Raw genomic sequence first — 21,041 nt, 5'->3', positions numbered from 1 at the left:
TGCAGGCCCCGCGCGTCGACGGCGGGGAGCCAGCTCCAGACCGGAGAGTACTTTTGGACCGAACGCTTGCTGCCGCGCGCGCCCTCATGCTGGCGGTGTGCATGGGCGCCGTCGCGGGCGCCGCATTCGACGCGCGCGCCCTCCAGGATCCGCCCGACGCCGTCTCGCGGCCGATTCCGGCCGACGCCTACGCGGATGACGGGATCGCGGGGCTGATCGAGCGCGCCCTGGAGCAGCGCAGGGCTCGGGCCGAGGGGCTGACGAGCTTCGAGGCCACCTTCCGCGAACGCATCTACGCCGGACTGGGCGGCGCCGTCCTGCGACGCGAGCGGGCGATGTTCCACCAGGAACGCGCCGCGCGCCTGCGCTGGACCGCGGAGGGCGAACACATCGTCCGCTGGCTGGGAGTCCGCCGCGGGGTGCCCATCGTCGGCCTGGGAGTCGAGTTCGAAGACGACCTGCGCGACGACGATGCGTTCGACTTCGACTTCGACATCATCGATCCGGCCAGCGAGCATGTGGCGATCGGCGAGGACTGGGCCCTGCACCCTCTGGCGGATACCGCAGCGTATCACTACCGCTACCGCTCCGGCGATACGCTGCGCATTCGCTTCCCGGGGGACAACCGGGAAGTGACGCTGATCGAGGCGATCGTCGAGCCGCGGGAGGCCCGTTTCGACCGCATCGCGGGCTCGTTCTGGTTCGACGCCGACGAAGGCGTCCTCACGCGCGCCGCCTACCGTCCCGCGATCGAATACGACTTCGAACGCGAAGAACCGGAGGATGCGGACGAAGTGCCCGGGTTCGTGAAGCCGATCCGCGCGAGGGTCGACTTCATCACGATCGACTACGGACTCCAGGAACTGCGCTGGTGGCTCCCCAATCGCATGGCCTTCGATGCGGTCGCCTCGATGGCGGACCTCGCGAGCATGCCCGTGCGCTATGAATGGACATTCGAGGACTACCTGGTGGATCGGGAACCAACGCTCGATCCCGGAGAGGACGTGCCGGACGGCTGGACGCGGTGGGTCGACGAGACGGTCGACACCGAGGAGGGTGGGACCGAGGCGAGCGAGGCAGAGGAGGGTGGGACCGAGGGCATCCGCGACGACCCGCTGACGGCGGAGGCGGACTCGCTCCCCGCCGAAGCTCGCCGCATCATGGTGATCGTGCCGCCCGTCGAGGAGCTCCCCTCATCTCCGGAGCTGCCCGAACCGCTCTTCTCCGCCACGGTCGACGCCTTCGCGGCCGCGGAACTCGACGACCTGAAGGATCGGCTGTCCTCGTTGCGCATCCCCGCCGCAGCGGGCCTGGGTCCCCGACTGGACATCGCTCCGGGCCTGCGCCGGCTCCGTTACAATCGGGTCGAAGGGGTCTCGGTCAGCGCCCGGTTCGCCGTGCCCACGGGGGTCACATCGGAGTTCTCGGTCACGCCGCGGGTCGGCATCCCGGAGTGGGAGCCGGGCATCGAGGTCGGGTGGCGGCGCCAGACGGCCAGAGGCGGTTTCGGGGTCACGGCCTACCGGCGCCTCGCGGACCTCGGGGACTGGGGCCGCCCGCTCTCCTTCGGCAACTCCTTCAACAGCCTGATCGCGGGGTATGACGAAGGCCTCTACTTCCGTGAGACCGGCTTCGAGATCGCGGCGAGCCGCCAGGGGAGGCGGACCCGGGTGGAAGGCGCGCTCTTCGCGGAGCGCCACCAGAACGCACCGAAGCAGAGCGATGCCTCGCTCCCGAACCTCTTCGGCGACGCGGTTTTCTCCGACAACATCGCGGCCGCGCGCGGTGACATCGCCGGCATCTCGGGTCGCCTGCGCGCCTTTTCGTCGGTGGATCCGGGCACGCCGGTCCTGAGCGGGTCCGTTTGGGGGGAGGCCGCCGCGGGCGACTTCGATCTCTACGGGCGCGCCGCGGTCTCGGCGGCGCTGCAAGTCCCCGTGAGCCGGTGGTCCCTGGCGTTGGAGGGCGGGGTCGGGAGGGTGTTCGGGGAACCGCCTCCGCAGCGCCACTTCCACCTCGGCGGATCGTACACGTTGCGTGCCTTCGATCCGGTGTCGACCGGAGGCGCGAGCTTCTGGTTCGGCCGGCTCGAACTGGGGCGCGGATTCCGGATCGGCGATCCGGCGTACGACGTCGGGGGCAGCCCGATCCGAATCACGGGGTTCTGGGACGCGGGCTGGGCGGGACCGGTGGACGCCTTCGGTACCGAGGGCTGGCGGTCGAGCGTGGGGGTCGGCGTGTCGCTCATGGACGGGCTGTTTCGCATCGACATCGCACGCGCCGTCCGCGGCGGCAGCCTCTGGCGGCTCCACCTATACTCCGACGGCTTGATGTAACGATGCGACAGGGACGCACTCGAGCCGTTTCGGGTGCTGACGGCCATGAGACCGGGCAGGATCGGATCCCGACCCGACTGACGATCGTGACGGCGGCGGTTAGGGCCGTAAGCGGTGTTCAGCCCCTGGGAATCCTCGCGGCGAGCACGGCGCCCGCCGAGCCCGCGGCGGCCGGGCCGAGCAGGAAGAGAAGCGCCAGGCCCCAGTGGCCGGACGGAGGATCCGTCACCGTCACCCAGATGCCGATGACGCCCAGCAGGGCGAGACTCCAGCCCGGCGCCAGGCCCCAGAGGAGGGGACGCGCGCCGCGGTGCCACCGCGTGAGGCCGAAGCCCGCGGAGAAGTACAGGAGACCGCCGAGGGCGATGAGCCCGGGACCGGGCCCGACAGGCAGGTCTCTGAACACGAGCGCCAGCCCCGCAAGGCCGGCGAGGAGGCAAACGATGATCGAGACGAGGACCTTCAGAACCGCTTTCATGGCGTGTTTCATGGCCTGCGAAGATGCGGCGCGATCCGCGGTTTCTCAAACCTCCCGGGCGCCGGCCATGCGCCGCCACGCGGCCGCGGTCGCCATCGCGCTTTCCGTCATCGCCCACCTGGCGGGCGCCGGGGGGGCGATGGGTCAGGACGCGGATCCGGCGGGCCGGGCGGCGCCGGCCGCGCCCACGCGGGCCATCGACCTCGAGGACCTGGCATGGATCGCCGGTCACTGGGGCGGGGACGCCTTCGGTGGACAGATCGAAGAGGCGTGGTTCAGCCCCGCGGGGCGTTCGATGTCCGGCTCCTTCCGCCTCGTCCGCGATGACCTCGCGGTCATGTACGAACTTCTGCTCCTCGAGCAGGACGACGATGGCGAGATCTACTACCGGTTCAAGCACGTCTCGCGAGGGTGGGTGCCCTGGGAGGAGACGCGACTCGAATACCGTCTCACGGCCCTGGAAGGCCGGCAGGCCACCTTCCGAAGCACAGCGGAGGCGCCGCCGCCGAACGCGCCCTGGTGGTTCACGTATGAAAGCCCCGCAGGCGACGAATTGCTCGTCACCATTCATGGCAGCGGAGGCGGGGACCCGACCGTCCTGTCGATGACGAGGCGATGAAGCCGTATCTTTCGAACGATGGAAAGCGTTAACCAAGGGGAGAGCCGGATTCGACCAGGGGGCCACATGAGTGCATTGGAGTCGGGAAGTCGATGCGCCCGCTTGGCGGCGCTGACCCTCGTCGCGGGAGCCGTGCTGGCGGGTTCGCCGGGTTCGACTCTGGCGCAGGAGGAGCAGGAGACGGAGGACCGCCGCACGGCGGAACTGGTAGGCCATGTCGCCAGCGCTTCGACCGGACTCCCGATCGAAGGCGCCGTCGTCATCCTCATGGGATCCGGCTACGGGGCGACCACGGACGCCGAGGGCAATTTCCGCATCCCTCGGACGTGGGCCGGCAGGGACTCGATCGAGGTGCGGTTCATCGGCTATGAGGCCGGCCACACGCTCATCGACCTCGCGCCGGACCAGACGACGCGCGTCACGCTCACCCTGTCGCGCACGGTCATTCGCATTGCGGATCTCACGGTCGAGGTGCGGCAGACCCGGCGCGCGCGGAACCTGGCCGGCTTCGTGCAGCGCATGGATAAGGGGTTCGGGACCTTCTTCACTCCGCGGGACATCATCAACCGGAACCCGCGTCTTCCCAGCGACCTCCTGCGCGGCCTGCCGAACGTGTCCGTGGGCCGCATCGAGTACGGGAGAGCGGAGGTCTTCCTCGGCGAAGGCGCTCGGCTCCAGTGTCCGCCGGCGCTCTACCTGGACGGGATGTACCAGGCGGGGATGCAGTTCGACGATCTCGAGAGGGACGTTCTCGGCGCGGTCGAAGTCTACAGGCGGGACGTCGAGACGCCGATGGAGTTCATGCGCACGGGCTCGACCTGCGGCGCGATCGTGGTCTGGACGCCGGACGGCCCGGGCTTCCTGGACTGGGCCGGGGAACTTCCCGACCCCTTCCAATAGTCAGTCCTGCCCGCCCGCGGACTCGTCGTCGAGGGTCAGCGTCCATTCGAGTTCCATGTCCTGCCGGAGCGAATGGTACACGGAGCAGTAGCGTTCGAACGAGAGCATGACGGCCCGCCGAGCCTTGGCTTCGTCCACGTTGCCGGAAATATGAAAATCGAACCGGAGACCCTTCACGTAGCGCGGCGCGGCCTCCGCCCTCCGCGCCCTCGCCCGCACCGAGAGCCCGGTGAGTTCCTGGCGCCCCTTCTGCAGGATGACGACCACGTCGATCGCGGCACAGGCGGCGACGGACTCCACCATCAGGGCGACCGGGCTGGGGGCGATGCCCTCGTCTCCGTCGATTCGCGTCTCGTGGTCGGCTCGGTCGGCGCTGAACTTGAGCCCGCCGTCCCACCGGACCTGGATTCCGTCCGTGTTCATCTCGCGTTCATCTCCATCTCCGTGGCTGGGTTCGAACGTCGGCAACATAGTACAAGGCGGTCAGGCTGCTGAAACCGCCCCGGGATAGAGGGCGTACAGGCTGTGCGGGAGGTGCTTACATGTTCGAGTTCATCGGGAATTTTCTCTGGCTCGCCATCGCCGGCGCCGGCTCGGTCGGCGGCTACATAACGATGAAGAGGTTCGTGCGCGGACGGCTGCGCTTCGTGGACGGTGTTCACCGGCGCGGTGTCCCGCTCGTGGCCGGAGTCGCGGGCTTGGGCGTTGGATTGCTGGCCGCGATCCTGCCATTCGTCACTCCCCTGACGGCCGTTCTGTTCGGGATCGGGGTCGGTACCGGCGTGGCGGCGGGCCGAAGGGAGATCAAGCGCCTCCCGAGCCCCTGAGGCGAGGCGCGATGCACGTGTCCCGGCACTTGTCCTGAGTTCTCGGCAGGACATTTTCCGGGATGAGCTTCTCCGCCGATCCTCTGCGCCTCACGACCACCCTCGCGGACCTCGTCGCCATCGACTCCGTGAACCCGACCCTCGTGGAAGGGGCGCCGGGTGAAACGGAGATTGCCCGCCTGACATCGCGGCACATGCGCGAGGCGGGTCTCGAAGTGGCCCGGTATGAGCCCGAGGCGGGCCGGCCGAGCGTCGTCGGGCGCCTCGCGGGCGCCGGGGACGGGCCGGCGCTGATGCTGAACGCCCACTACGACACGGTGGGCGTGGAGGGCATGGAAGCGCCGTTTTCGCCGAGCATCCGGGACGGGCGGCTCTACGGACGGGGGGCCTACGACATGAAGGGGGCGCTCGCCGCCTGCATCGAGGCCGCCCGGCTCGTCGGCCGATCGGGCACGCGTCTGGCCGGGGATGTCCTCGTGGCCGCGGTGGCCGACGAGGAATACGCAAGCCTGGGCACCGCGGATCTGCTCGACCGGCGCGCGCGCGGGGAACTCGCCTTCAACGCCGCGATCGTCACCGAGCCCACCTCACTGGACCTGTGCGTGGCCCACCGCGGCTTCACGTGGATCGAGATCACAACTCGCGGGCAGGCGGCCCACGGGAGCCGGTACCGGGAGGGGGTCGACGCGAACCTGCGCATGGGACGCGTGCTGCACCGGCTGGAGGCGCTGGGCGAGGAACTCCAGTCCCGGCCGGGGCACCCCCTCCTCGGTCCCCCCTCGATGCACGCGGCGCTGCTGGAGGGCGGAAGCGGGATCAGCACCTACTCCGCGCGCTGTACGCTTCAAGTCGAGCGGCGCACCGTGCCGCCCGAGACCCGCGAGTCCGTCGAAGAGGAGATCGCAGCCATGCTCGAGGATCTCCGGGCGGAGGACCCGTCGCTCGAGGTCGCCTGGTCGACCTTCTTCCACCGCGAGCCCTTCGAGACCACGTCGGAGGCGCCGATCGCGGCCTGCGTATCGCGCGCCGCCCGCCGCGTGCGGGGCCGCGCCCCGGAGGTCATCGGTGACTCCCCCTGGATGGACTCCGCACTGACACAGGCCGCCGGCGTCGACAGCGTCGTCATCGGCCCGCATGGCGCGGGCGCGCACGCCGACGTGGAGTGGGTGGACATCGAGTCGTGCGCGAGGCTGGCCGAAATCCTCGCCGAGGCGGCGGCCGACTACTGCGGCTGAGCGAGGGCCGCCCGCGTCGACTCAGCGCGCGAACAGGTCCTCGAAGGCCAGCCCCATCCGCAGCTTCCGTTCTATCGCCCCCTGCCAGCCCGCCGGACGAGCATCGAACAGGTTGTCGACGCCCGCCATGAGCTTGAGTCTTCGCCCGAGATCGATAGAGGTCTGCAGGTCGATGGCCACGAACCGTTCCTGTGTGCCTATCCTCGCGTCGCTCCCGTCGGGACCGGCGCCAATGATCGCCGCGGCCCCCGTGAGATGTGCCGTGGCATCCAGCCGAAACCCGGAAAGCGCCTCGGCGGTCCACGTCGCCCGGGCGCGCGCGGAATGTGCGGCGCGTCGATCCAGGGGGAGCCCGGAATCGACGGCGTGAGCGTCCAGGTAGACGTAGCCCGCAGTGAACTCCGCGCGGTCCAGGACGGCGCGGAGGCTGAACTCGAACCCGCGCGTGATCGCGTCCGCGACATTCCGGGGGGAGAAGATGAGAAGACCGCTCTCGGCATTACCGACGAACCCCGGCTCGATGAGGTTCCGAATCCGATTGGAAAAGACCTCGACTTCAATCCGGGCGGACGACGCCGGTTGCCATTCCACTCCGCCGGATACGTTCCATGAGCGCTCCGGATCAAGATCCGGGAACCCCTGAAGGACATAGCCACCGCCCACGTTGACGAAGTTCCAGGCGAGTTCCTTGAAGGAGGGCGCCCGAAACCCGCGCGCCACCGCCGCCCGGAGATGCACGTGCGCTCCGGCGCGACGGGTCACCCCCACGGTCGGCGAGAGGTTGGAGCCCCAACGATCGTTCCAGGTGAGGCGGGCGCCACCGCTCACCACGGTCCCCCCGAGACGCCAGGCGTCCTGCGCGAAGAGGGCGAGCTGCCGATCGGCCGCCCGATCCTCGATCAACTTGTCCGGCGACTGGATGGCGCGACTTGCGACCTCGAGGCCGATGTCGGCGGAATGTCCGCCCAGGGCGACCGAATAACCCGCGGCGCCCTTCGCGAGGCGTTCCCACTGAGTGGCTGCGCCAGCATCGGCGATGGGCGCTTCTCCGCGGGCGCTGCGGAACAGGTGCTCGTATTCCTGAAGAAAGAGACTTCCGCTCCACGTGCCAGGACCCAACGGCCGTCGCGCCTCGACCCACCCCGAGAATCCCGCGTTGTCGTTGAATCCCGAGAACGCGCCGCCCACGGGCCAGCGCTGCCGCTCGCGCAGGTAGGTGGCGGCGGCGCGTATGTCCCAGGCGTCCGATGCCTTGAACCGTAAGCGGGACCGGAAGTCCCAGACGCGGGCGAAGGCGCTCGGGCCCCCATCGGCGAGCCCCGGGATCCGGTCTTCCTGGCGCCAGCCGCCCGTGACTCGATACCGGAGACGGCCTCCGCCGCTTGCCGTCGCCTCCGCCTCGCGACGTCCGGCCCCGCCCGCCAGCGCGCGCGCATCGACCCGGAACCCCGACGCGGGAAGCTGCGTGATGACGTTCACGACGCCGCCCAGCGCATCGGAGCCGTACAGGGACGAAAGGGGTCCTTTAACGATCTCCACGCGCTCCACGCCGGCCAGCGACATGCGGCTCAGGTCGCGGTTCTCGAGCAGCGCGCCCGCGGTCGGCTGACCATCGAGCAGCACGAGGACGCGCGCGCCGCCCACGCCCCGGATCATGAGATTCGAACCGACCGGCGTGGCGGCCGTCACCTGGACGCCGGGAAGCTCCGCGAGCAGCCGGTCCGCGGAAGCGACGCCGGCCGCGTCGATCTCCGCAGCTTCCACCGTCTCGACCGGCACGGCGATCTGCGAGCGGAGCCGAGGGAGCGAACTCGCCGTGACCACGATCTCGTCGACAGCCAGCGGGTCGCGCTCGAGCCCGATCCGCCATCCGGCGGCGGTCGCGTCCTCTCGAGCGATGGAGCGAGAGCGGTATCCAAGCGCCGCGACCGTGACGGCGCCTCCCGGACCCCAATCGGGGTCCGGCACGAAAAAACCGGCGGCGTTCGTGCGCACCGCGGCCCGGCCGGAGTCGGCAGCAGCCTGACCGGCGACGGGATCCGCGGGGATTCCCGCATCGGGAGCGGGGATCCACACCACGTCGGCATCCGGAATCCCCGCTCCCGACTCCAGATCGTAGACGCGTCCCTGCGACTGGGCTCGCGCGGCGTCCGGCCGGAGGACGCCGACAAACCCGATGGTGACGCAGAGCGCCAGCCGGACCCGGCGCATCCTCACCGGAGCCGCTGGAATCTCACGGAGGGAAAGCCCGAATCCCCGGTGGCGTTGTAGTAGTCGAAGAGCTGCACCTTGTAGACCTCCTCGGCCACCCGCACCAGGAAGACGTTGTAGGTCGGCCACATTCGATTGTTCTGCCGGATGCTGTACCAGAATGTACCCCGCGCATCGCCCGTCGTGGCCGGAAACGCGCCGGCGATCGTCGACAGGAAGCCGGCGTAGTCCGGCGCGTCGTCGGCCCGGGCCAGCGCGGTGAAGTCGTCCGTCGGGTCGAGCGGGAAGGTCCCCGCCCCGCAGGCTTCGTTCACCTGTATCGTGAATTCGGGCGACGTCGCGACGTCCCAGCCGCAACCGGCGGGGTCGGGCACGATTCCGTTCGACAGGCTCACGTGCGCGGGACCGCGGGTGAGATCCAGCGCGAGGGTTTCCGGGGCCCCGAGGCTGCCGCCCGGATCGTGACGGCGGAACTGGATGGTCGCGCCCACGGGCCTCTCTCCCTGCATCGCGATGTCCACCACGCGAATCACCCCGTACCCGCGCCCCGAACCCTCGCGCAGCTTCCAGGCCGCGCCGGGGTTCGCCACGATCGAGCCCGACTGGCGGTCAAAGCGGAACCACGACGGACCCGTCTCCGGCGCCAGGGCATCCTCCGCGAATCCCCCGGCGGGGATATCGGCGGCGGTGACCGCCGCGAACGCCGCTTCCCCATCTTCCGGGGTCAGCGCGGCGACCTGATCCGCGGTCAGGCCCGCGTTATTGCCCAGACCGACGGCCGACACGGAGCCAGGGCCCGCAACGCCGCCGTTCAACCGCACGGAAAACCTGCGGAAGGCGATGTCCCACGACGTGGAAGTCCCGGGGTCCGCCGGGTTCCGGAGCGCCCCGCCGCCGGTCAGACTCACATAGGCGAAGGAGACGGGTGAGGAGGCGTCGATCGTGATCACGCCTTCCTCGAACGTTTCCTCGGGAGCGGCGACTTCCGACTCGCATGCCGTAGCGACCGCGAGCATGAGTGGAATCGTCAGTGCGCGGAAGGGAATCCGCGGCGAGACCAGAGGGCTTCCGTGCATGGGATTCATCTCCGTATCGAGTCCGTATCGAGAACTCGCGCCGTTCGGGGTTTCAGGGCTGCGCGCGGATGGGGGACGGCGCTCGCCCTCCCGCGGCAGTAACACAGGGTCCCAGCGGTGTGACGAGACCGGCGGCACAGAAACGCGCCGTCGCCCGTTCCGCGATCCAGTCGGTGATCAGCGGATGCGGCAGGAAGCCCTCGGTGGCGACGTATTCGAGCCCTTCGAGCACGTCGGCGTAGGGGCCGAAGCCGGACACACGGTACGGGATCACGAGGACGTTCCGGTGACGCTCCGCCATTCCGGCGACCAGCGCCCTGATCCGCTCCTCCGCCTCTTCCCTCGCGCCGGCCCAGTCTTCCCGGAGGGTGCCGACGTGGACTTCCGCGTACCCGCCGGTCCGCAATGCCCGGGCCGCATCCTCCATGGAGCGGAGCACCTGTCGATCCTCGCCTTCATCCCCCATGCCATGCGCGAGGAGCAGCACGCCGCTCTCGGCGGGGGCTGTCCCGGCGGTCGCGGCCCTGTCGACCAGGATGCGAGCCGCCTGACCGGATCCCCCCAGTCCATCCCGCTCCAGCAGGATCCGGCCGCTACTCGCGAGTGGCTCGAGTTCCGCCCCGCTCACCATCCGGTGCCCCACCATCGAGCGCTCCGGCGGGTCGGAGCGAAGGCCGAGCAGGAACTCCGTCGGATGCAGGAACGACGCCCCGGATACGAACAGCCTCACGACCGCCACCGTGCTCACGCCCCGGTCCGCCAGGGCGTCGAGCGCGGCCTGCATGGTCTCGGGGTTGGCCATCCCCAGCGCCAGGGACACGGGGATCCGGTCGCGCAGCGGCCGCAGGGCGTCCTCCACGCGTCCGTTCCACTCCGCCCCGCCCCCGTGCGCCATGACGAGGATCCCGGCATGAGACCCCGGCGCGGGAACACCCCCCCGCCCTTCCGGACCGGCGGTGAGTTCGATGGCGGGCTGCGGCCCTCCCGCGGAGGCGCACGCGCTCACCATCCAGAACAATCCCAGGGCCGCGACGGGCGCCCGCAATCCGTTCGACATCGGCTCAACCTCGACAATAATGATAATGAGAATCATTCTCAACTAGGAAGGTCAGTTGAAGATGCCGGCACGAGGGGGGGATCGCAAGCTGGATCGCGACCGCAGTTAGCGGGGACCGCCTGTGCCGGACGGGACGTTGGCGAAGATGCCGTTCGGTGCTCCGGAGTTCGCCGTGACGATCTCCGGGAAACCGTCTCCATTCAGGTCGCCGACCGCGACCCCGTAGGTGGCGCAATCGTCGCAGCCGAAGCGGAACTCCTCGAGTTCACCGCCCAGGTTGAAGTAGACGGCGTTCGGCGCGCCGGCGTTGGCGACGACGATGTCGAGATCTCCATCGAGGTCCAGGTCGGCGAGGCGCACCGCGAAGCTCTGGTCGCCCTCGCGCCCGAACGGACGCCGGCGGGCGAAGGAGCCGCCGCCGGTGCCCAGGTACACGGCGTTCTCCTCGCCGATGTTGGCCACGACGATGTCGGGCAGGCCATCGCCGTTCACATCGCCCACGGCTACGCCTCGCGTCTCGTCGGCGCCTGTGCCGTAGGGCGTTTGCCGGTCGAACGCTCCCTCGTCGTTCCAGTGGATCGCGTTCGCCCCTCCGTCGCGGTTCGCGAGCACGAGATCGAGGTCGCCGTCCCCGTCCAGGTCCGCCGCGGCGACATCGATGGTGGAATCGTCCCCTGCCCCGAACGGCGTGCCCTCATCGAAAGCGCCCGTCCCATCTCCCCGGAAGATGAAGTTCCGGCGACCTCGATTGACGACGAGGATGTCCGTGTGCCCGTCCCCGTCCAGGTCCGCGAGCGTGAGGCTGCGCGTCGAACTCGGAGCGCCGAAGGTCGGGCCCCGCTCGAAGTGGCCGGCGCCATCGTTGAAGAAGATGAGGTTCCGAGTCCGGTCGTTCCCCGTGGCGATGTCGAGGTCGCCGTCCCCGTCGAAATCCGCCAGCGGAGCCGCGTACGTGCCGTCCTCCTCGTCCCCCAGTCGCCGGGCCAGCGTGAAGCCGCCACGCCCGTCGTTGAGGAAGATCCGGTTCTGCTCGGGCCAGTGCCGGCCGTTGGCCACCACGACGTCGAGCGCGCCGTCGCCGTCCACATCGCCCAGGTGGACGGACGCCGTGAGGTGCGTTGCGGCGCCGAGGGGTCGGAGCGGCCGGAATGTTCGCTCCTGCGCCCCGCTCAAACCGCGGGCGGGCGCCAAGGTCGCGACCAGAGGAGCAACGGCGATGGCCAGCACCGCGGCGCGGGCGGCTCCGCCCCACGGGTGCGCGCTCATCGGGTCGGCAGGGCGAACGCCTGCAGTTTGGAGTCGACCTGGCCGGCGGCGGAGGTCGCTACGACCACGAACTGGCGCCCGGACCGGGTGCGATAGGTCATCGGGTTGCCGCGCCCCAACCCGCCGGCGAGGTCGCCTCGCCACAACGTCTCGCCGTCGCTCACGTCCATCGCCTCGAGCCACGGCGTTCCACCCGCGAGGAACACGACACCGCCCGCCGTCGCCAGCGGCCCCGATGTCGTGCCGTGGCTCTGCGGCGTGCCCCCCATGGGCGGGAGGTCGAGTCCCGCCAACGCCGGATGGGCCCGGATCGCGGAGTCATCCCCGAACGGACGCTGCCACAGGTGGTCTCCCGTGTTGAGATCGATCGCCGTGATCGTTCCGTAGGGCGGCTTGAGGATCGGAAGACTGCCGGCCACCGAGAGGCTGCTCGCGAAGTTCGGCAGATAATCGGCGTCCCCGGATCCCGGCTCCACCTCGGCGACGCGCGCGAGGAAGGGATCGTCATACGCCTTCACGAACATATGGCCGCTTTCGGGGTCGATGGCCGCGCCGCCCCACCCCGCCCCGCCGATGAGGCCCGGCATCATGATCGTCCCGTCGACGGAGGGTGGGGTGAAGATCGGCCCGGTCCGGTGACGACGGAAAACTTCCAGCGCCTCCGCCCTCAGTTCGGGCGTGAAGTCGATGAGGTCGTCTTCCGTGATCCCCTGCCGGGAGAACGGGGCGGGCCGCGTCGGGAACGGCTGGGTCGGCCACGGCACCTCGCCGGGAACCGTGCTCTCCGGCACCGCGCGCTCCTCGACGGGCCACACCGGCTCGCCGGTCTCGCGGTCCAGCACGTACGTGAAGGCCGTCTTCCCCACCGCCACGACCGCGTCGATCTCGCGCCCGCCGACCTCGATCGTCACAAGACCGGGCGGCGCGGGCAGGTCATAGTCCCACAGCCCGTGGTGTACGGTCTGGAAGTGCCACACGCGCTCGCCCGTCCGCGCATCGAGGCACACGAGCGACTCCGCGAACAGGTTCTGGCCCCGCCGGTGCCCGCCGTAGAAATCGTTGTTCGGCGTGGAGACGGGCAGGTAAAGGAGTCCCCGCTCGGGGTCGAGCGAGAACGGCGCCCACACGTTCGCCGAGCCGGTGTAGGACCACGACTCGTCCTCCCACGTCTCGACCCCGAACTCGCCCTCCTTGGGGATGGTGTGGAAGGTCCAAAGCGCTTCACCCGTGCGCGCGTCGAACGCCTGCACGTCGCCGGGCGGGTTGTTGCGGTAGATCCGGGTGTCCGGAACGCCGCTGCCCACGATGACGATGTCGTCGAACACGACGGCGGGAGACGTATTGGAGATGTGGAGCCGGTTCGCGTCCCACGCGAGCCCCTCGGTGAGATCCACCTCACCCCCGTCCCCGAAACCGGGAATCGGCTCGCCGGTCGAGGCGTCGAGCGCGATCAGCCGCCAGCGCGAGTTGAGAAAGATCCGCCGCTCGCTTCCATCGCTCCACTGCGCGATGCCGCGGTGACAGAAGCGGCAGCCGCGGTGGAGGTTCCCCCACTCCCACGCCTTGGGGTCGTAGCTCCAGAACTCCTCGCCCGTCTCGGCGTCAAGCGCGACGACGCGGCTGTAGGGGGTCGAGAGCCACATGGTGTCGTTGATGACGATCGGCGTCGCCTCGAAGGCCCCCGGCGCCACGCGTTCGCCCTGGATGGGGCTCGCCGCGTCGGGAATCGGCTCTTCTCCCGTCTCCCAGACCCAGGCCGCCTCGAGTTCGGCCACGTTCGAGCGGTCGATCTCCGTGAGGGAGGAATACTTGAGACCGCCCGGGTCGCCGCCGTACACCGGCCAGTCGTCGCCCGCGTACACGGCTGTCGGCTCCGCCCCCTCGGCGGCACGGCTGTCGGCTTCGTCTCTGCCGCAGCCCGGGAGCGTGGACCCGAGGCCAAATCCCAGGCAGAGCACAAGCCAGCGGACGCGAGGCGCAACCACGGGCCGGCGGTCAGCCATCGTCATCCACCGCGGCAATCACCTTGACCTCTATCAGCACGCCGGGGCTGTACAGTTCCGTCACCCCCACGGCCGTCCATGACGGGAGCTCGGGCAGAAACTCGTCCTTGACCTCGATGAAGGCATCGATGTGGACGTGCATGTCGAGGTGATAGGTCGTGATGTCGATCACTCGCTCGAGGCTCGACCCGGCATCCTCGAGAATCTGGCCGATCCGGCGGAATGTGTTGCGGAACTGGGTGGCGGGATCGGGATCGCGGTTCACCACGCCCGCGAGAAAGACGAGATCCCCCACCCGCACCGCATCCGAATACAGACCGTGTTCCGGAGGAGGGTCGGGAAAGCGCTCCTGCGCGGCGGCGGGTATCGGGCCGATCGCCAGCCACCCGAGGGCCAGCAGGGCTGGGGCAACACGGGGCATAACGAACCGTAGTCGGGGCATGCGTCCTCCGGAAAGTCGTCGGCAACGGATCACAGAAGCGGGAACTTGGGGAGCGCGACCGGATGCGGCGAGTCCGGGACCGTTCACGAGTAGCAGGGTCAGCGCATCATCGTCCACCCGGGGTTGTGCGTCGCGGCGTAATCGAGGCAGGCCTGCCAGTCCGCCTGGTAGAACGCCCGGGCGCGAGCGAGTTGCGCTTCGGTGATGAGGGGCTCCGAACTCAGCAACCGCGCCGGCACCGCCCGGCCGAGCGCAACGCCGACGTGCCACGCGAACCGGAGGGATCGCACCCGCAGCCAGCGAACCGCGGGATGACCGGATCGCGATCCTGCCCTCACCCTTCGGCGCCGCCCCACCGCGCGGAGGAATCGATACTGCCTGTCGCGATACGAGCGGTTGGTCGGGCGGAAGCAAATATCCCCCTCCTCATAGGACGCGCCCACATAGTCGGCGATCGTACGGACGAAGCGCTGCGGGTCCGCGACGAGTTGGTCGAAGAAGAGCACCAGGGGCCGGTGCCGGAAGTGATCCTCGAGGACGCGTATCCGCTCCCGGAACAGGGCCGAGGACTGTGGCCGGACGCCCTCGTCCCGCTCGAAGTCGATGAAGCGCTCGAACGGGACGTACCGGAGTTCCTTGATCTCGCGGAGATAGACGGACCGCAGCCATTCGTCGTGGCGCCGGAGGACGAGGATGGGCCGGGCGTGCGGCGCCTCGCGCGCGAACGCCGCCACCGATGGCGTGAACTCCCCGTACCCCAGCTGCCGCGACACGAGAACGGGGAGATCTCCGCCCTGGGCGATGATCCTCGCGCTCTGCCCGAACCCCGTCCGCGGCACGTAGCGGACGTCGCGGAAGCGCGGGAACACACGCTCCTGCAGCCAGCGCGAGGCGGCCCTTCCCGCCCCCACGTGGAAGAAGACCCTCGGACTCATCGGCGTTGCCCCGGGCGCCGCGGTCGTGGAATCCAGCGGGGCACGTCCCGGCAGTAGTCGGCGAAGGCCGCGCCGAACGTCCGCCTCAGATCCGGCTCCTCCCTGACGACGACGAAGACGGTCAGCCACAGCCAGTAGGCAAGAGCGTATGCGAGCAACCAGGGGGACGAGAAGAACACGGCTTCCCCGAGGAGGATCAGCACGACCCCGAGCAGGAGCGGATGGCGGGTATGCGCGTACCAGCCGTCCGTCACAAGCACGCTCGGCGCCGTACCGGGAACCGCCGATGTTCGCTTGCGTAGCAGGCGCGCGACCGACCAGAGATAGAGGTAGACGCCGAAGCCCCCCGCTGCAGCCCCAAGCCAGCGGCCCTGCCCGATGTCGACGGCGAGCAGCGGGATTCCGCCTGTGCGCCGAAGGATCAGGGCCGGAATGCCGACCGTGAAGACCCCGTGCAGAACGACCGCGGCGAGCGCGGTCCTCAAGACGGCGGCTTGTGACGGCTTCATCAGGTTGTTCTCCTCGTGACGCGGAAGAGGTATTCCGCGTCTTGTGGTTGGACCGTCCGAATCTACGTGGGCTGCGTCGACACCGGGACCTTGTTATCGACCTTGCGGGAGAGTGTGCCATGAGTTGCCGACGAGGAGTCGCGGCGGGAGTGCTCGCCGCCCTGCAGGTCATCGGCGGCACCGACACGGTCGCGGGCCAGTCAGCGGAGGACTGCGACGACCGGGCCGCCCTCCGGATCTCGGTCGTGGACGAGTCCGGTTTCATTTCGATACCCGGGGCCACCGTCGTGTTGCGGTGGACGGACGCGGTGCGGCGACCCGTGCGCGAAGCCGCCGGTCCCAACGGCCGACTGCTCATCTGCGCTCCACGAGACGCGGGGGAAGCCACGCTCTGGGCCGAGTTCGGAGACGCGTCCAGCGAGGAGTTGGTGGTAGCCCTCGAGGCCGGGATGCCGCATGACGTGGAGCTTCGGCTTCTCCTGTCCGAGACGGGCACGGGAAGGCTTGTGGGGCATGTCCGCGACGCCGGTACGGATGAGCCCGTCGCCACGGCGGCCGTGTCCATCGCCGGAGATCCCGGCGAGGTCTCGAGCAACCGGAGGGGCCGCTTCGTCCTCAGCGGCGTCCCCGTCGGCCGGCGCGAGATTATCGTGCGCCACATCGGGTATGCGCCGCTTCGACATCCGATCGCCGTGGCCCGCGGCCACACGACGGAAATCGAGATCGGTCTCGTCCGCGAACCTGTGGCGATGGAGCCGCTGGTGGCGACGATTGTGCGGGCTCGCCGACTGGAGACCAAGGGCTTCTACGAGCGGAAATACTGGGGTGAACTCGTCAGCGGCGGCGTCTTCTTCACGGCGGAGGACATCGAGCGCCGCAATCCCGGCCGGATCACGCACATGGTCGCCGATATCCCGGGGATACGCCTCCGTAACTGCGGAGCGCAACTGAACAGCTGCAAACTGTACAATACTCGGATACCGGACATTTCCTCGAGTGAAGGCTGCCTGATGAACGTCTATCTCGACGGCAGCCTCGTCGTCCGCAGGGGTCGGATCGCCCGCGGCCCCGCCGATAATATCAACGATTTCGTCATTCCGGTCGAGATCGCGGGCGTCGAAGTGTATCGGGGCCCCTCCGAACTCCCGGCCGAGTTCGCGGGGCTGGAGTCGCGGTGCGGGGTCGTCGTGATCTGGACGAAATCGTGAGGTCAGATCTCGCGCAGCGCTGCCAGGAACACTTCGCCGTACTGCTCGAGCTTGGCGGGGCCGATGCCCGGCACCCGTAGCATCTCCTCGGGCGAGCCGGGACGCAGGTCGATGAGATCCCACAGCACCTGGTCGCTGAACACGATGTAGGCGGGGACCCCACGCGCGTCCGCCAGTTGCTTCCGCAGGATGCGGAGACGCTCGAAGGTGGGGTCCGACGGCGACCGGCCGATCCCGGCCGCCGCGGTCCGCCGCCGGGAGTCCGCCGCGCGCGCCTTCCGCTTGAGGACGGGAAGCACGTCCACGATATCCGTCACGCCGAGTCCCGTGCACACGTCGCACGATTCGCCGCACCCGTCGAAGTCCTCCCCGAAGTAGGCGAGCAGGCCGCGGTGGCGGCACGCTTCGCGGTCCGCGAGCCGGAACAGGTCGACGGCCGCCCGGCGTTTCGCCTCGCGCACGGTCGGATCGTCGATCTCGGCGAGGAACCGCTCGCGCACCTTCACATCCGCCCACGAGTAGAAGAGCACGCAGTCGCTGGGGAGCCCGTCCCGCCCCGCCCGTCCGATCTCCTGGTACCAGGACTCGATGTCCGACGGCATGTCCCGGTGGATGACGAAGCGCACGTTCGACTTGTCGATCCCCATCCCGAAAGCGATCGTCGCCACGACCACGTCGACCTCGTCGCGAGCGAACGCATCCTGGTGCTCGGCCCGCGCGTCGTCGTCGAGTCCCGCGTGGTACGGGACGGCATCGACGCCCTCGCGCCGCAGAAACTCGGCCATCTGTTCCACGGACTTTCGAGACAGACAGTAGACGATCCCGCTCTCGCCCCTGTGCCGGCGGATGAGCCCGAGGATCTCGGCCCGCGTGTTTCCCTCCCCTTTCTTTCGGCAGATCACGCGGAGGTTCGAGCGAAAGAAGGAACCCTTGTATCCCTCGGGTTTCGTCATGCCCAACTGTCGAACGATGTCGGCGGCGACCCGGCGGGTGGCGGTGGCGGTGAGCGCGAGGATCGGCAGTCCGTTCGCTCCCGCGCCCTCGTCGCGAATCTCGGCGCGCAGTCCCTGAAGCGCCCGGTAGGAAGGACGAAAGTCGTGTCCCCATTGCGAAATGCAGTGCGCCTCATCGACGACGATCAGGGAAAGCGGCGCGTAACGAAGGCGTTCCCGCATGTGCGGCCCCAGGGCTTCCGGAGCCAGGTAGACGAGTTCGTAGTCCCCGCGCTCGAATCCCCGCAGCCGGCGCCGGCGCTCGCCGGGCGCGAGCGAGGAGTTGATCGCCGTGGCCCGGAACCCGACGTCGCGGAGCGCGTCGACCTGATCCTTCATCAGGCTGATGAGCGGGGAGAGGACGAGCACGGTTCCCGGCATGAGACGCGCGGGGATCTGGAAGGTGAGCGACTTCCCCGCTCCGGTGGGCATGACGGCGATGCAGTCGCGTCCCGCCAGGACCGAATCGATGATGTGCGCCTGTCCCGGCCGGAATTCGTCGTAGCCGAAGACGTCGCGGAGGACGGATGCCGGGTGAGGGGCGCGGGGCTCGATCATCGCAGGCAACATACGACGGATGTCCGCCCCGGGCTCAACGTAACCTCAACTGGCGAGAAAACCCTTTCTCTCATCCCGACGTCAGTAGAGGTTGAGTGGCCCGGGCGTGCGAGGCCCGGGATTCCCTGCCCCGGAGGTGTGCGATGTCGACGCGTTCCGACCGTTCCGGCTTGAGCGCCGGGTGCCTTCTCACCGGGATCCTTCTCGTCTGTGGCTCGTGCGGAGGTGGCAGCGCGCCGGCGGACTACACGGCAGAAGAACTCGAGGCGGCGAAGACCCAGCTGCGGGACCACGCCAGGCTGCGCACCTTCGAGGCCGGCAAGCTGTTCGGGGAGGCGTGGGTCGAGCGCGTTCCGGACGACGCGGAACTCCGAGGCCTCTACGCGGAGCAACTCGCGGGCTGGCGGCTGTCGAAGGAGCTACTGGAGCAAGCGGACGCCCTCCTCGACGATGATCCCGACAACCCCTGGGGCTCTTACATCCGGGCGCTGGGACATCTTGCGGCGTACGAGTCCGATCTCGCGCTCGAGCCCGCCCGCCGGGCCTGGGAGGCCCTTCCGCGCCCCGAGGTTGCCGCCGCGTACGCCAGGGCCATGCGGGCCGATGACTTCGATGCGGCACTCGAGTTCCTCGGGACTTTGGACACGGAGATCGGGGGCTCGCCGGCGGTGCTCGCCGCACGGGCCGAACTGGAGAACCTGGCGCGGTACGAGCGCGAAGATCCGACGTGGGCAGACTCGAGCCTCGCCACCTACTCGGAGCTGAGGGACCGGTGGCCGGACCATGTCGACGGCTATCTCCACGCGGCCGAGGCTCTCTTCCGGGCCAATCGGCCGGAGGAAGCTCTGCCGCTGATCGAGCAGGCGATCGAGCTCGCGCCCAGCTCCGTGGACGTCCGGCAGTGGCACTGGTGGATTCTGTTCGAGTCGGATGTGCTGCCCACCGACGAGCGCCGACCCGTCGTGGAAGCCAGCATCGAGGAATTTCTGGACGCGGCGCCCGAATCCCTTCGCAGTCTCTCCGCGATGGCGAGCATGTACCGTGACCTGGAAGACGATGATCGTGCGGAAGAACTGGAGGCCATGGTCGTCGAGCGGGAGCCGGAGAGCCGCCACGCCCTCCTGGTCTACATCGGGAGGCAGCGCGCGGCGGAGGAGGAACGACGCCGGATTCTGGAGGTTCACGGCCGCGATTCGCCCGAATACCGGGCTCAACTCGAAGTCGTCCGCGATGCGGTCCACCAATTCCTCGATCGTCCCCACTACAACGACAGGTACACCGGCGGAGCATACATCGATCTCTTCAACGCCCTGCGGCAGATGGACCCCGTACCGGCGGAGGAGTTGGCCGAGGCGATCCGCGGCCTCGTCGGTAACGCGAGGGGTACGCCTCCCTGGATCACCTATCTGCAGGCGCCACTCGCCATGGCCGAGCACACGCCCTACGCGCTCGAGGCCGCCGAGATTGCGCGCGAAGGATTTCAGGCTTCGCTCGATTACTACCGGGGAACGCGGAGTTTCTTCGATACCGAAGGGGAGTTCGACCAAGCCATCCGCGCCGCACTCAGCCAGGGTTATGACGCGATGGGGTGGGCCCTCGCCAAGGGGGGACGAAGCGAAGACGCGCGCCACACGCTCGAACGTGCACTCGTCCTGTGGGGGGAGAACCCCTCGGCCCTCTACCACATGGGACAACTGTATGAGCAGCGGGCCGCCGAAGCAGCCGAGCGGCAGGACGAGGAAGAAGCGTCGCGCTGGCTGGATCAGGCCGAGGATTCCTATATCGCCGGATTCGGCGCCAGCCGGGGTACGAACCCCAACGAGGCGGCGCTCGAAGCGCTCTACGAGAGCCGAAACGGGAGCCGCGAGGGGATCGAGGAGTACCTCGCCACACTCGACGAACGGGACCGGATCCGGCGGCGCGACCGCATCCTCGAATCCCGGGTCGAGGCGGCGGGGACGTATGAACCGTTCACGCTTGCGCGGCTCGACGGCGAGATGATCGACTCGGCAGATCTCGAGGGGAAGATCGCGGTGCTGCACTTCTGGGGGACGTGGTGCGGCCCGTGCGTCGTCGAGATGCCCGAGTACCAGAAGTTCGACGAGCGCTACCGCGATGACGCCGACGTCGCGATCCTCTCGATCAGCAACGATCGCACGAACGACGTCATCGAGGAATACCTCGCGAAGAACGACTTCGACTTCACGGTGCTGGTCGACGACAACTACGTCGAACGCGCCGGCGTGTCCGCCTGGCCGACCACGTGGTTCGTCGACCGGGAGGGCTACATCCAGTTCGTGAAGATCGGCACCGCTCTGAAGCTGGACGAGGAGTTCTCCTGGCGCGTCGAGGCCCTCCGCGAGGAGGCCGGCAGCCCCTGACCGGTCGC

Annotated in this window: 18 protein-coding genes; 7 read left to right on the top strand and 11 right to left on the bottom strand. The window is 69.0% G+C overall.

Features of this window, described 5'->3' with window-relative positions:
- The first annotated feature begins 53 nt into the window (after positions 1–53).
- Positions 54–2,336 (top strand): hypothetical protein, encoded by a 2,283-nt coding sequence (locus ACOGXI_RS02195; protein ID WP_419937271.1) that lies wholly within the window; start codon positions 54–56, stop codon positions 2,334–2,336.
- 118 nt (positions 2,337–2,454) lie between these two features.
- On the opposite strand, the gene ACOGXI_RS02190 is transcribed toward ACOGXI_RS02195, so the two are convergent.
- Complete coding sequence (locus ACOGXI_RS02190; protein ID WP_419937270.1) at positions 2,455–2,814, bottom strand: hypothetical protein; 360 nt, start codon at positions 2,812–2,814, stop codon at positions 2,455–2,457.
- Between the two features lie 67 nt (positions 2,815–2,881).
- On the opposite strand from ACOGXI_RS02190, the gene ACOGXI_RS02185 reads away from it, so the two are divergent.
- Together ACOGXI_RS02185 and ACOGXI_RS02180 are read left to right on the top strand one after the other, a co-directional pair.
- Complete coding sequence (locus tag ACOGXI_RS02185) at positions 2,882–3,433, top strand: DUF6265 family protein (protein ID WP_419937269.1); 552 nt, start codon at positions 2,882–2,884, stop codon at positions 3,431–3,433.
- A 102-nt stretch (positions 3,434–3,535) separates the two neighbouring features.
- On the top strand, positions 3,536–4,333 hold the full coding sequence (locus ACOGXI_RS02180; RefSeq protein WP_419937268.1) for a carboxypeptidase-like regulatory domain-containing protein: 798 nt from the start codon (positions 3,536–3,538) through the stop codon (positions 4,331–4,333).
- On the opposite strand, the gene ACOGXI_RS02175 is transcribed toward ACOGXI_RS02180, so the two are convergent.
- Entirely contained in the window at positions 4,334–4,756 is a 423-nt protein-coding gene (locus tag ACOGXI_RS02175) for an OsmC family protein (RefSeq protein WP_419937267.1), read from the bottom strand.
- 119 nt (positions 4,757–4,875) lie between these two features.
- On the opposite strand from ACOGXI_RS02175, the gene ACOGXI_RS02170 reads away from it, so the two are divergent.
- Positions 4,876–5,160: a hypothetical protein gene (locus ACOGXI_RS02170; RefSeq protein ID WP_419937266.1), complete on the top strand. Its 285-nt coding sequence runs from the start codon at positions 4,876–4,878 to the stop codon at positions 5,158–5,160.
- A gap of 62 nt (positions 5,161–5,222) precedes the next feature.
- Positions 5,223–6,395: a M20/M25/M40 family metallo-hydrolase gene (locus tag ACOGXI_RS02165; protein WP_419937265.1), complete on the top strand. Its 1,173-nt coding sequence runs from the start codon at positions 5,223–5,225 to the stop codon at positions 6,393–6,395.
- 21 nt (positions 6,396–6,416) lie between these two features.
- Here the strand turns inward: ACOGXI_RS02165 and ACOGXI_RS02160 are convergent, their stop codons facing one another.
- The 8 genes from ACOGXI_RS02160 to ACOGXI_RS02125 form a co-directional block, all read right to left on the bottom strand.
- The gene (locus ACOGXI_RS02160) at positions 6,417–8,606 is read right to left on the bottom strand and encodes a TonB-dependent receptor plug domain-containing protein (RefSeq protein WP_419940137.1); all 2,190 of its coding nucleotides are present in this window, start codon (positions 8,604–8,606) and stop codon (positions 6,417–6,419) included.
- 2 nt (positions 8,607–8,608) lie between these two features.
- Complete coding sequence (locus ACOGXI_RS02155) at positions 8,609–9,682, bottom strand: HmuY family protein (protein WP_419937264.1); 1,074 nt, start codon at positions 9,680–9,682, stop codon at positions 8,609–8,611.
- A gap of 52 nt (positions 9,683–9,734) precedes the next feature.
- Complete coding sequence (locus ACOGXI_RS02150) at positions 9,735–10,739, bottom strand: sirohydrochlorin chelatase (RefSeq protein ID WP_419937263.1); 1,005 nt, start codon at positions 10,737–10,739, stop codon at positions 9,735–9,737.
- A gap of 105 nt (positions 10,740–10,844) precedes the next feature.
- The gene (locus tag ACOGXI_RS02145) at positions 10,845–12,005 is read right to left on the bottom strand and encodes an FG-GAP repeat domain-containing protein (RefSeq protein ID WP_419937262.1); all 1,161 of its coding nucleotides are present in this window, start codon (positions 12,003–12,005) and stop codon (positions 10,845–10,847) included.
- A complete protein-coding gene (locus tag ACOGXI_RS02140) occupies positions 12,002–14,008 on the bottom strand; it encodes a pyrroloquinoline quinone-dependent dehydrogenase (RefSeq protein WP_419937261.1) in 2,007 nt (668 codons plus the stop codon). The genes ACOGXI_RS02145 and ACOGXI_RS02140 overlap by 4 nt, the downstream gene beginning before the upstream one ends.
- Entirely contained in the window at positions 14,001–14,450 is a 450-nt protein-coding gene (locus ACOGXI_RS02135) for a RidA family protein (protein WP_419937260.1), read from the bottom strand. Before ACOGXI_RS02135 ends, ACOGXI_RS02140 begins: the two co-directional genes overlap by 8 nt.
- A 98-nt stretch (positions 14,451–14,548) precedes the next feature.
- Positions 14,549–15,385, bottom strand: a complete 837-nt coding sequence (locus ACOGXI_RS02130; RefSeq protein WP_419937259.1) for a hypothetical protein — start codon at positions 15,383–15,385, stop codon at positions 14,549–14,551.
- A complete protein-coding gene (locus tag ACOGXI_RS02125; RefSeq protein ID WP_419937258.1) occupies positions 15,382–15,894 on the bottom strand; it encodes a methyltransferase family protein in 513 nt (170 codons plus the stop codon). The genes ACOGXI_RS02130 and ACOGXI_RS02125 overlap by 4 nt, the downstream gene beginning before the upstream one ends.
- A gap of 119 nt (positions 15,895–16,013) precedes the next feature.
- Between ACOGXI_RS02125 and ACOGXI_RS02120 the strand changes: the two genes are divergently transcribed.
- Complete coding sequence (locus tag ACOGXI_RS02120) at positions 16,014–17,102, top strand: carboxypeptidase regulatory-like domain-containing protein (RefSeq protein ID WP_419937257.1); 1,089 nt, start codon at positions 16,014–16,016, stop codon at positions 17,100–17,102.
- Between the two features lie 2 nt (positions 17,103–17,104).
- Here ACOGXI_RS02120 and ACOGXI_RS02115 read toward each other — a convergent pair whose 3' ends face one another.
- Complete coding sequence (locus tag ACOGXI_RS02115) at positions 17,105–18,652, bottom strand: RecQ family ATP-dependent DNA helicase (RefSeq protein WP_419937256.1); 1,548 nt, start codon at positions 18,650–18,652, stop codon at positions 17,105–17,107.
- A gap of 143 nt (positions 18,653–18,795) precedes the next feature.
- Between ACOGXI_RS02115 and ACOGXI_RS02110 the strand changes: the two genes are divergently transcribed.
- A complete protein-coding gene (locus ACOGXI_RS02110; RefSeq protein WP_419937255.1) occupies positions 18,796–21,033 on the top strand; it encodes a redoxin domain-containing protein in 2,238 nt (745 codons plus the stop codon).
- The last annotated feature ends 8 nt before the right edge of the window (positions 21,034–21,041 follow it).

The sequence above is a fragment of the Candidatus Palauibacter sp. genome (assembly GCF_965208055.1).
GTDB lineage: Bacteria > Gemmatimonadota > Gemmatimonadetes > Palauibacterales > Palauibacteraceae > Palauibacter.
Note: the sequence above shows the minus strand (reverse complement) of the source record. Positions and strands in the feature narration are given on the sequence as shown.

Bases quoted from the DNA above. Each gene is read 5' to 3' on its own strand.
- ACOGXI_RS02145 (WP_419937262.1), bottom strand. From the start codon at position 12,005: ATGAGCGCGCACCCGTGGGGCGGAGCCGCCCGCGCCGCGGTGCTGGCC.
- ACOGXI_RS02175 (WP_419937267.1), bottom strand. From the start codon at position 4,756: ATGAACACGGACGGAATCCAGGTCCGGTGGGACGGCGGGCTCAAGTTC.
- ACOGXI_RS02120 (WP_419937257.1), top strand. From the start codon at position 16,014: ATGAGTTGCCGACGAGGAGTCGCGGCGGGAGTGCTCGCCGCCCTGCAG.
- ACOGXI_RS02125 (WP_419937258.1), bottom strand. From the start codon at position 15,894: ATGAAGCCGTCACAAGCCGCCGTCTTGAGGACCGCGCTCGCCGCGGTC.
- ACOGXI_RS02170 (WP_419937266.1), top strand. From the start codon at position 4,876: ATGTTCGAGTTCATCGGGAATTTTCTCTGGCTCGCCATCGCCGGCGCC.
- ACOGXI_RS02110 (WP_419937255.1), top strand. From the start codon at position 18,796: ATGTCGACGCGTTCCGACCGTTCCGGCTTGAGCGCCGGGTGCCTTCTC.
- ACOGXI_RS02130 (WP_419937259.1), bottom strand. From the start codon at position 15,385: ATGAGTCCGAGGGTCTTCTTCCACGTGGGGGCGGGAAGGGCCGCCTCG.
- ACOGXI_RS02140 (WP_419937261.1), bottom strand. From the start codon at position 14,008: ATGGCTGACCGCCGGCCCGTGGTTGCGCCTCGCGTCCGCTGGCTTGTG.
- ACOGXI_RS02190 (WP_419937270.1), bottom strand. From the start codon at position 2,814: ATGAAAGCGGTTCTGAAGGTCCTCGTCTCGATCATCGTTTGCCTCCTC.
- ACOGXI_RS02155 (WP_419937264.1), bottom strand. From the start codon at position 9,682: ATGCACGGAAGCCCTCTGGTCTCGCCGCGGATTCCCTTCCGCGCACTG.
- ACOGXI_RS02115 (WP_419937256.1), bottom strand. From the start codon at position 18,652: ATGATCGAGCCCCGCGCCCCTCACCCGGCATCCGTCCTCCGCGACGTC.
- ACOGXI_RS02150 (WP_419937263.1), bottom strand. From the start codon at position 10,739: ATGTCGAACGGATTGCGGGCGCCCGTCGCGGCCCTGGGATTGTTCTGG.
- ACOGXI_RS02185 (WP_419937269.1), top strand. From the start codon at position 2,882: ATGCGCCGCCACGCGGCCGCGGTCGCCATCGCGCTTTCCGTCATCGCC.
- ACOGXI_RS02165 (WP_419937265.1), top strand. From the start codon at position 5,223: ATGAGCTTCTCCGCCGATCCTCTGCGCCTCACGACCACCCTCGCGGAC.
- ACOGXI_RS02160 (WP_419940137.1), bottom strand. From the start codon at position 8,606: ATGCGCCGGGTCCGGCTGGCGCTCTGCGTCACCATCGGGTTTGTCGGC.
- ACOGXI_RS02135 (WP_419937260.1), bottom strand. From the start codon at position 14,450: ATGCCCCGACTACGGTTCGTTATGCCCCGTGTTGCCCCAGCCCTGCTG.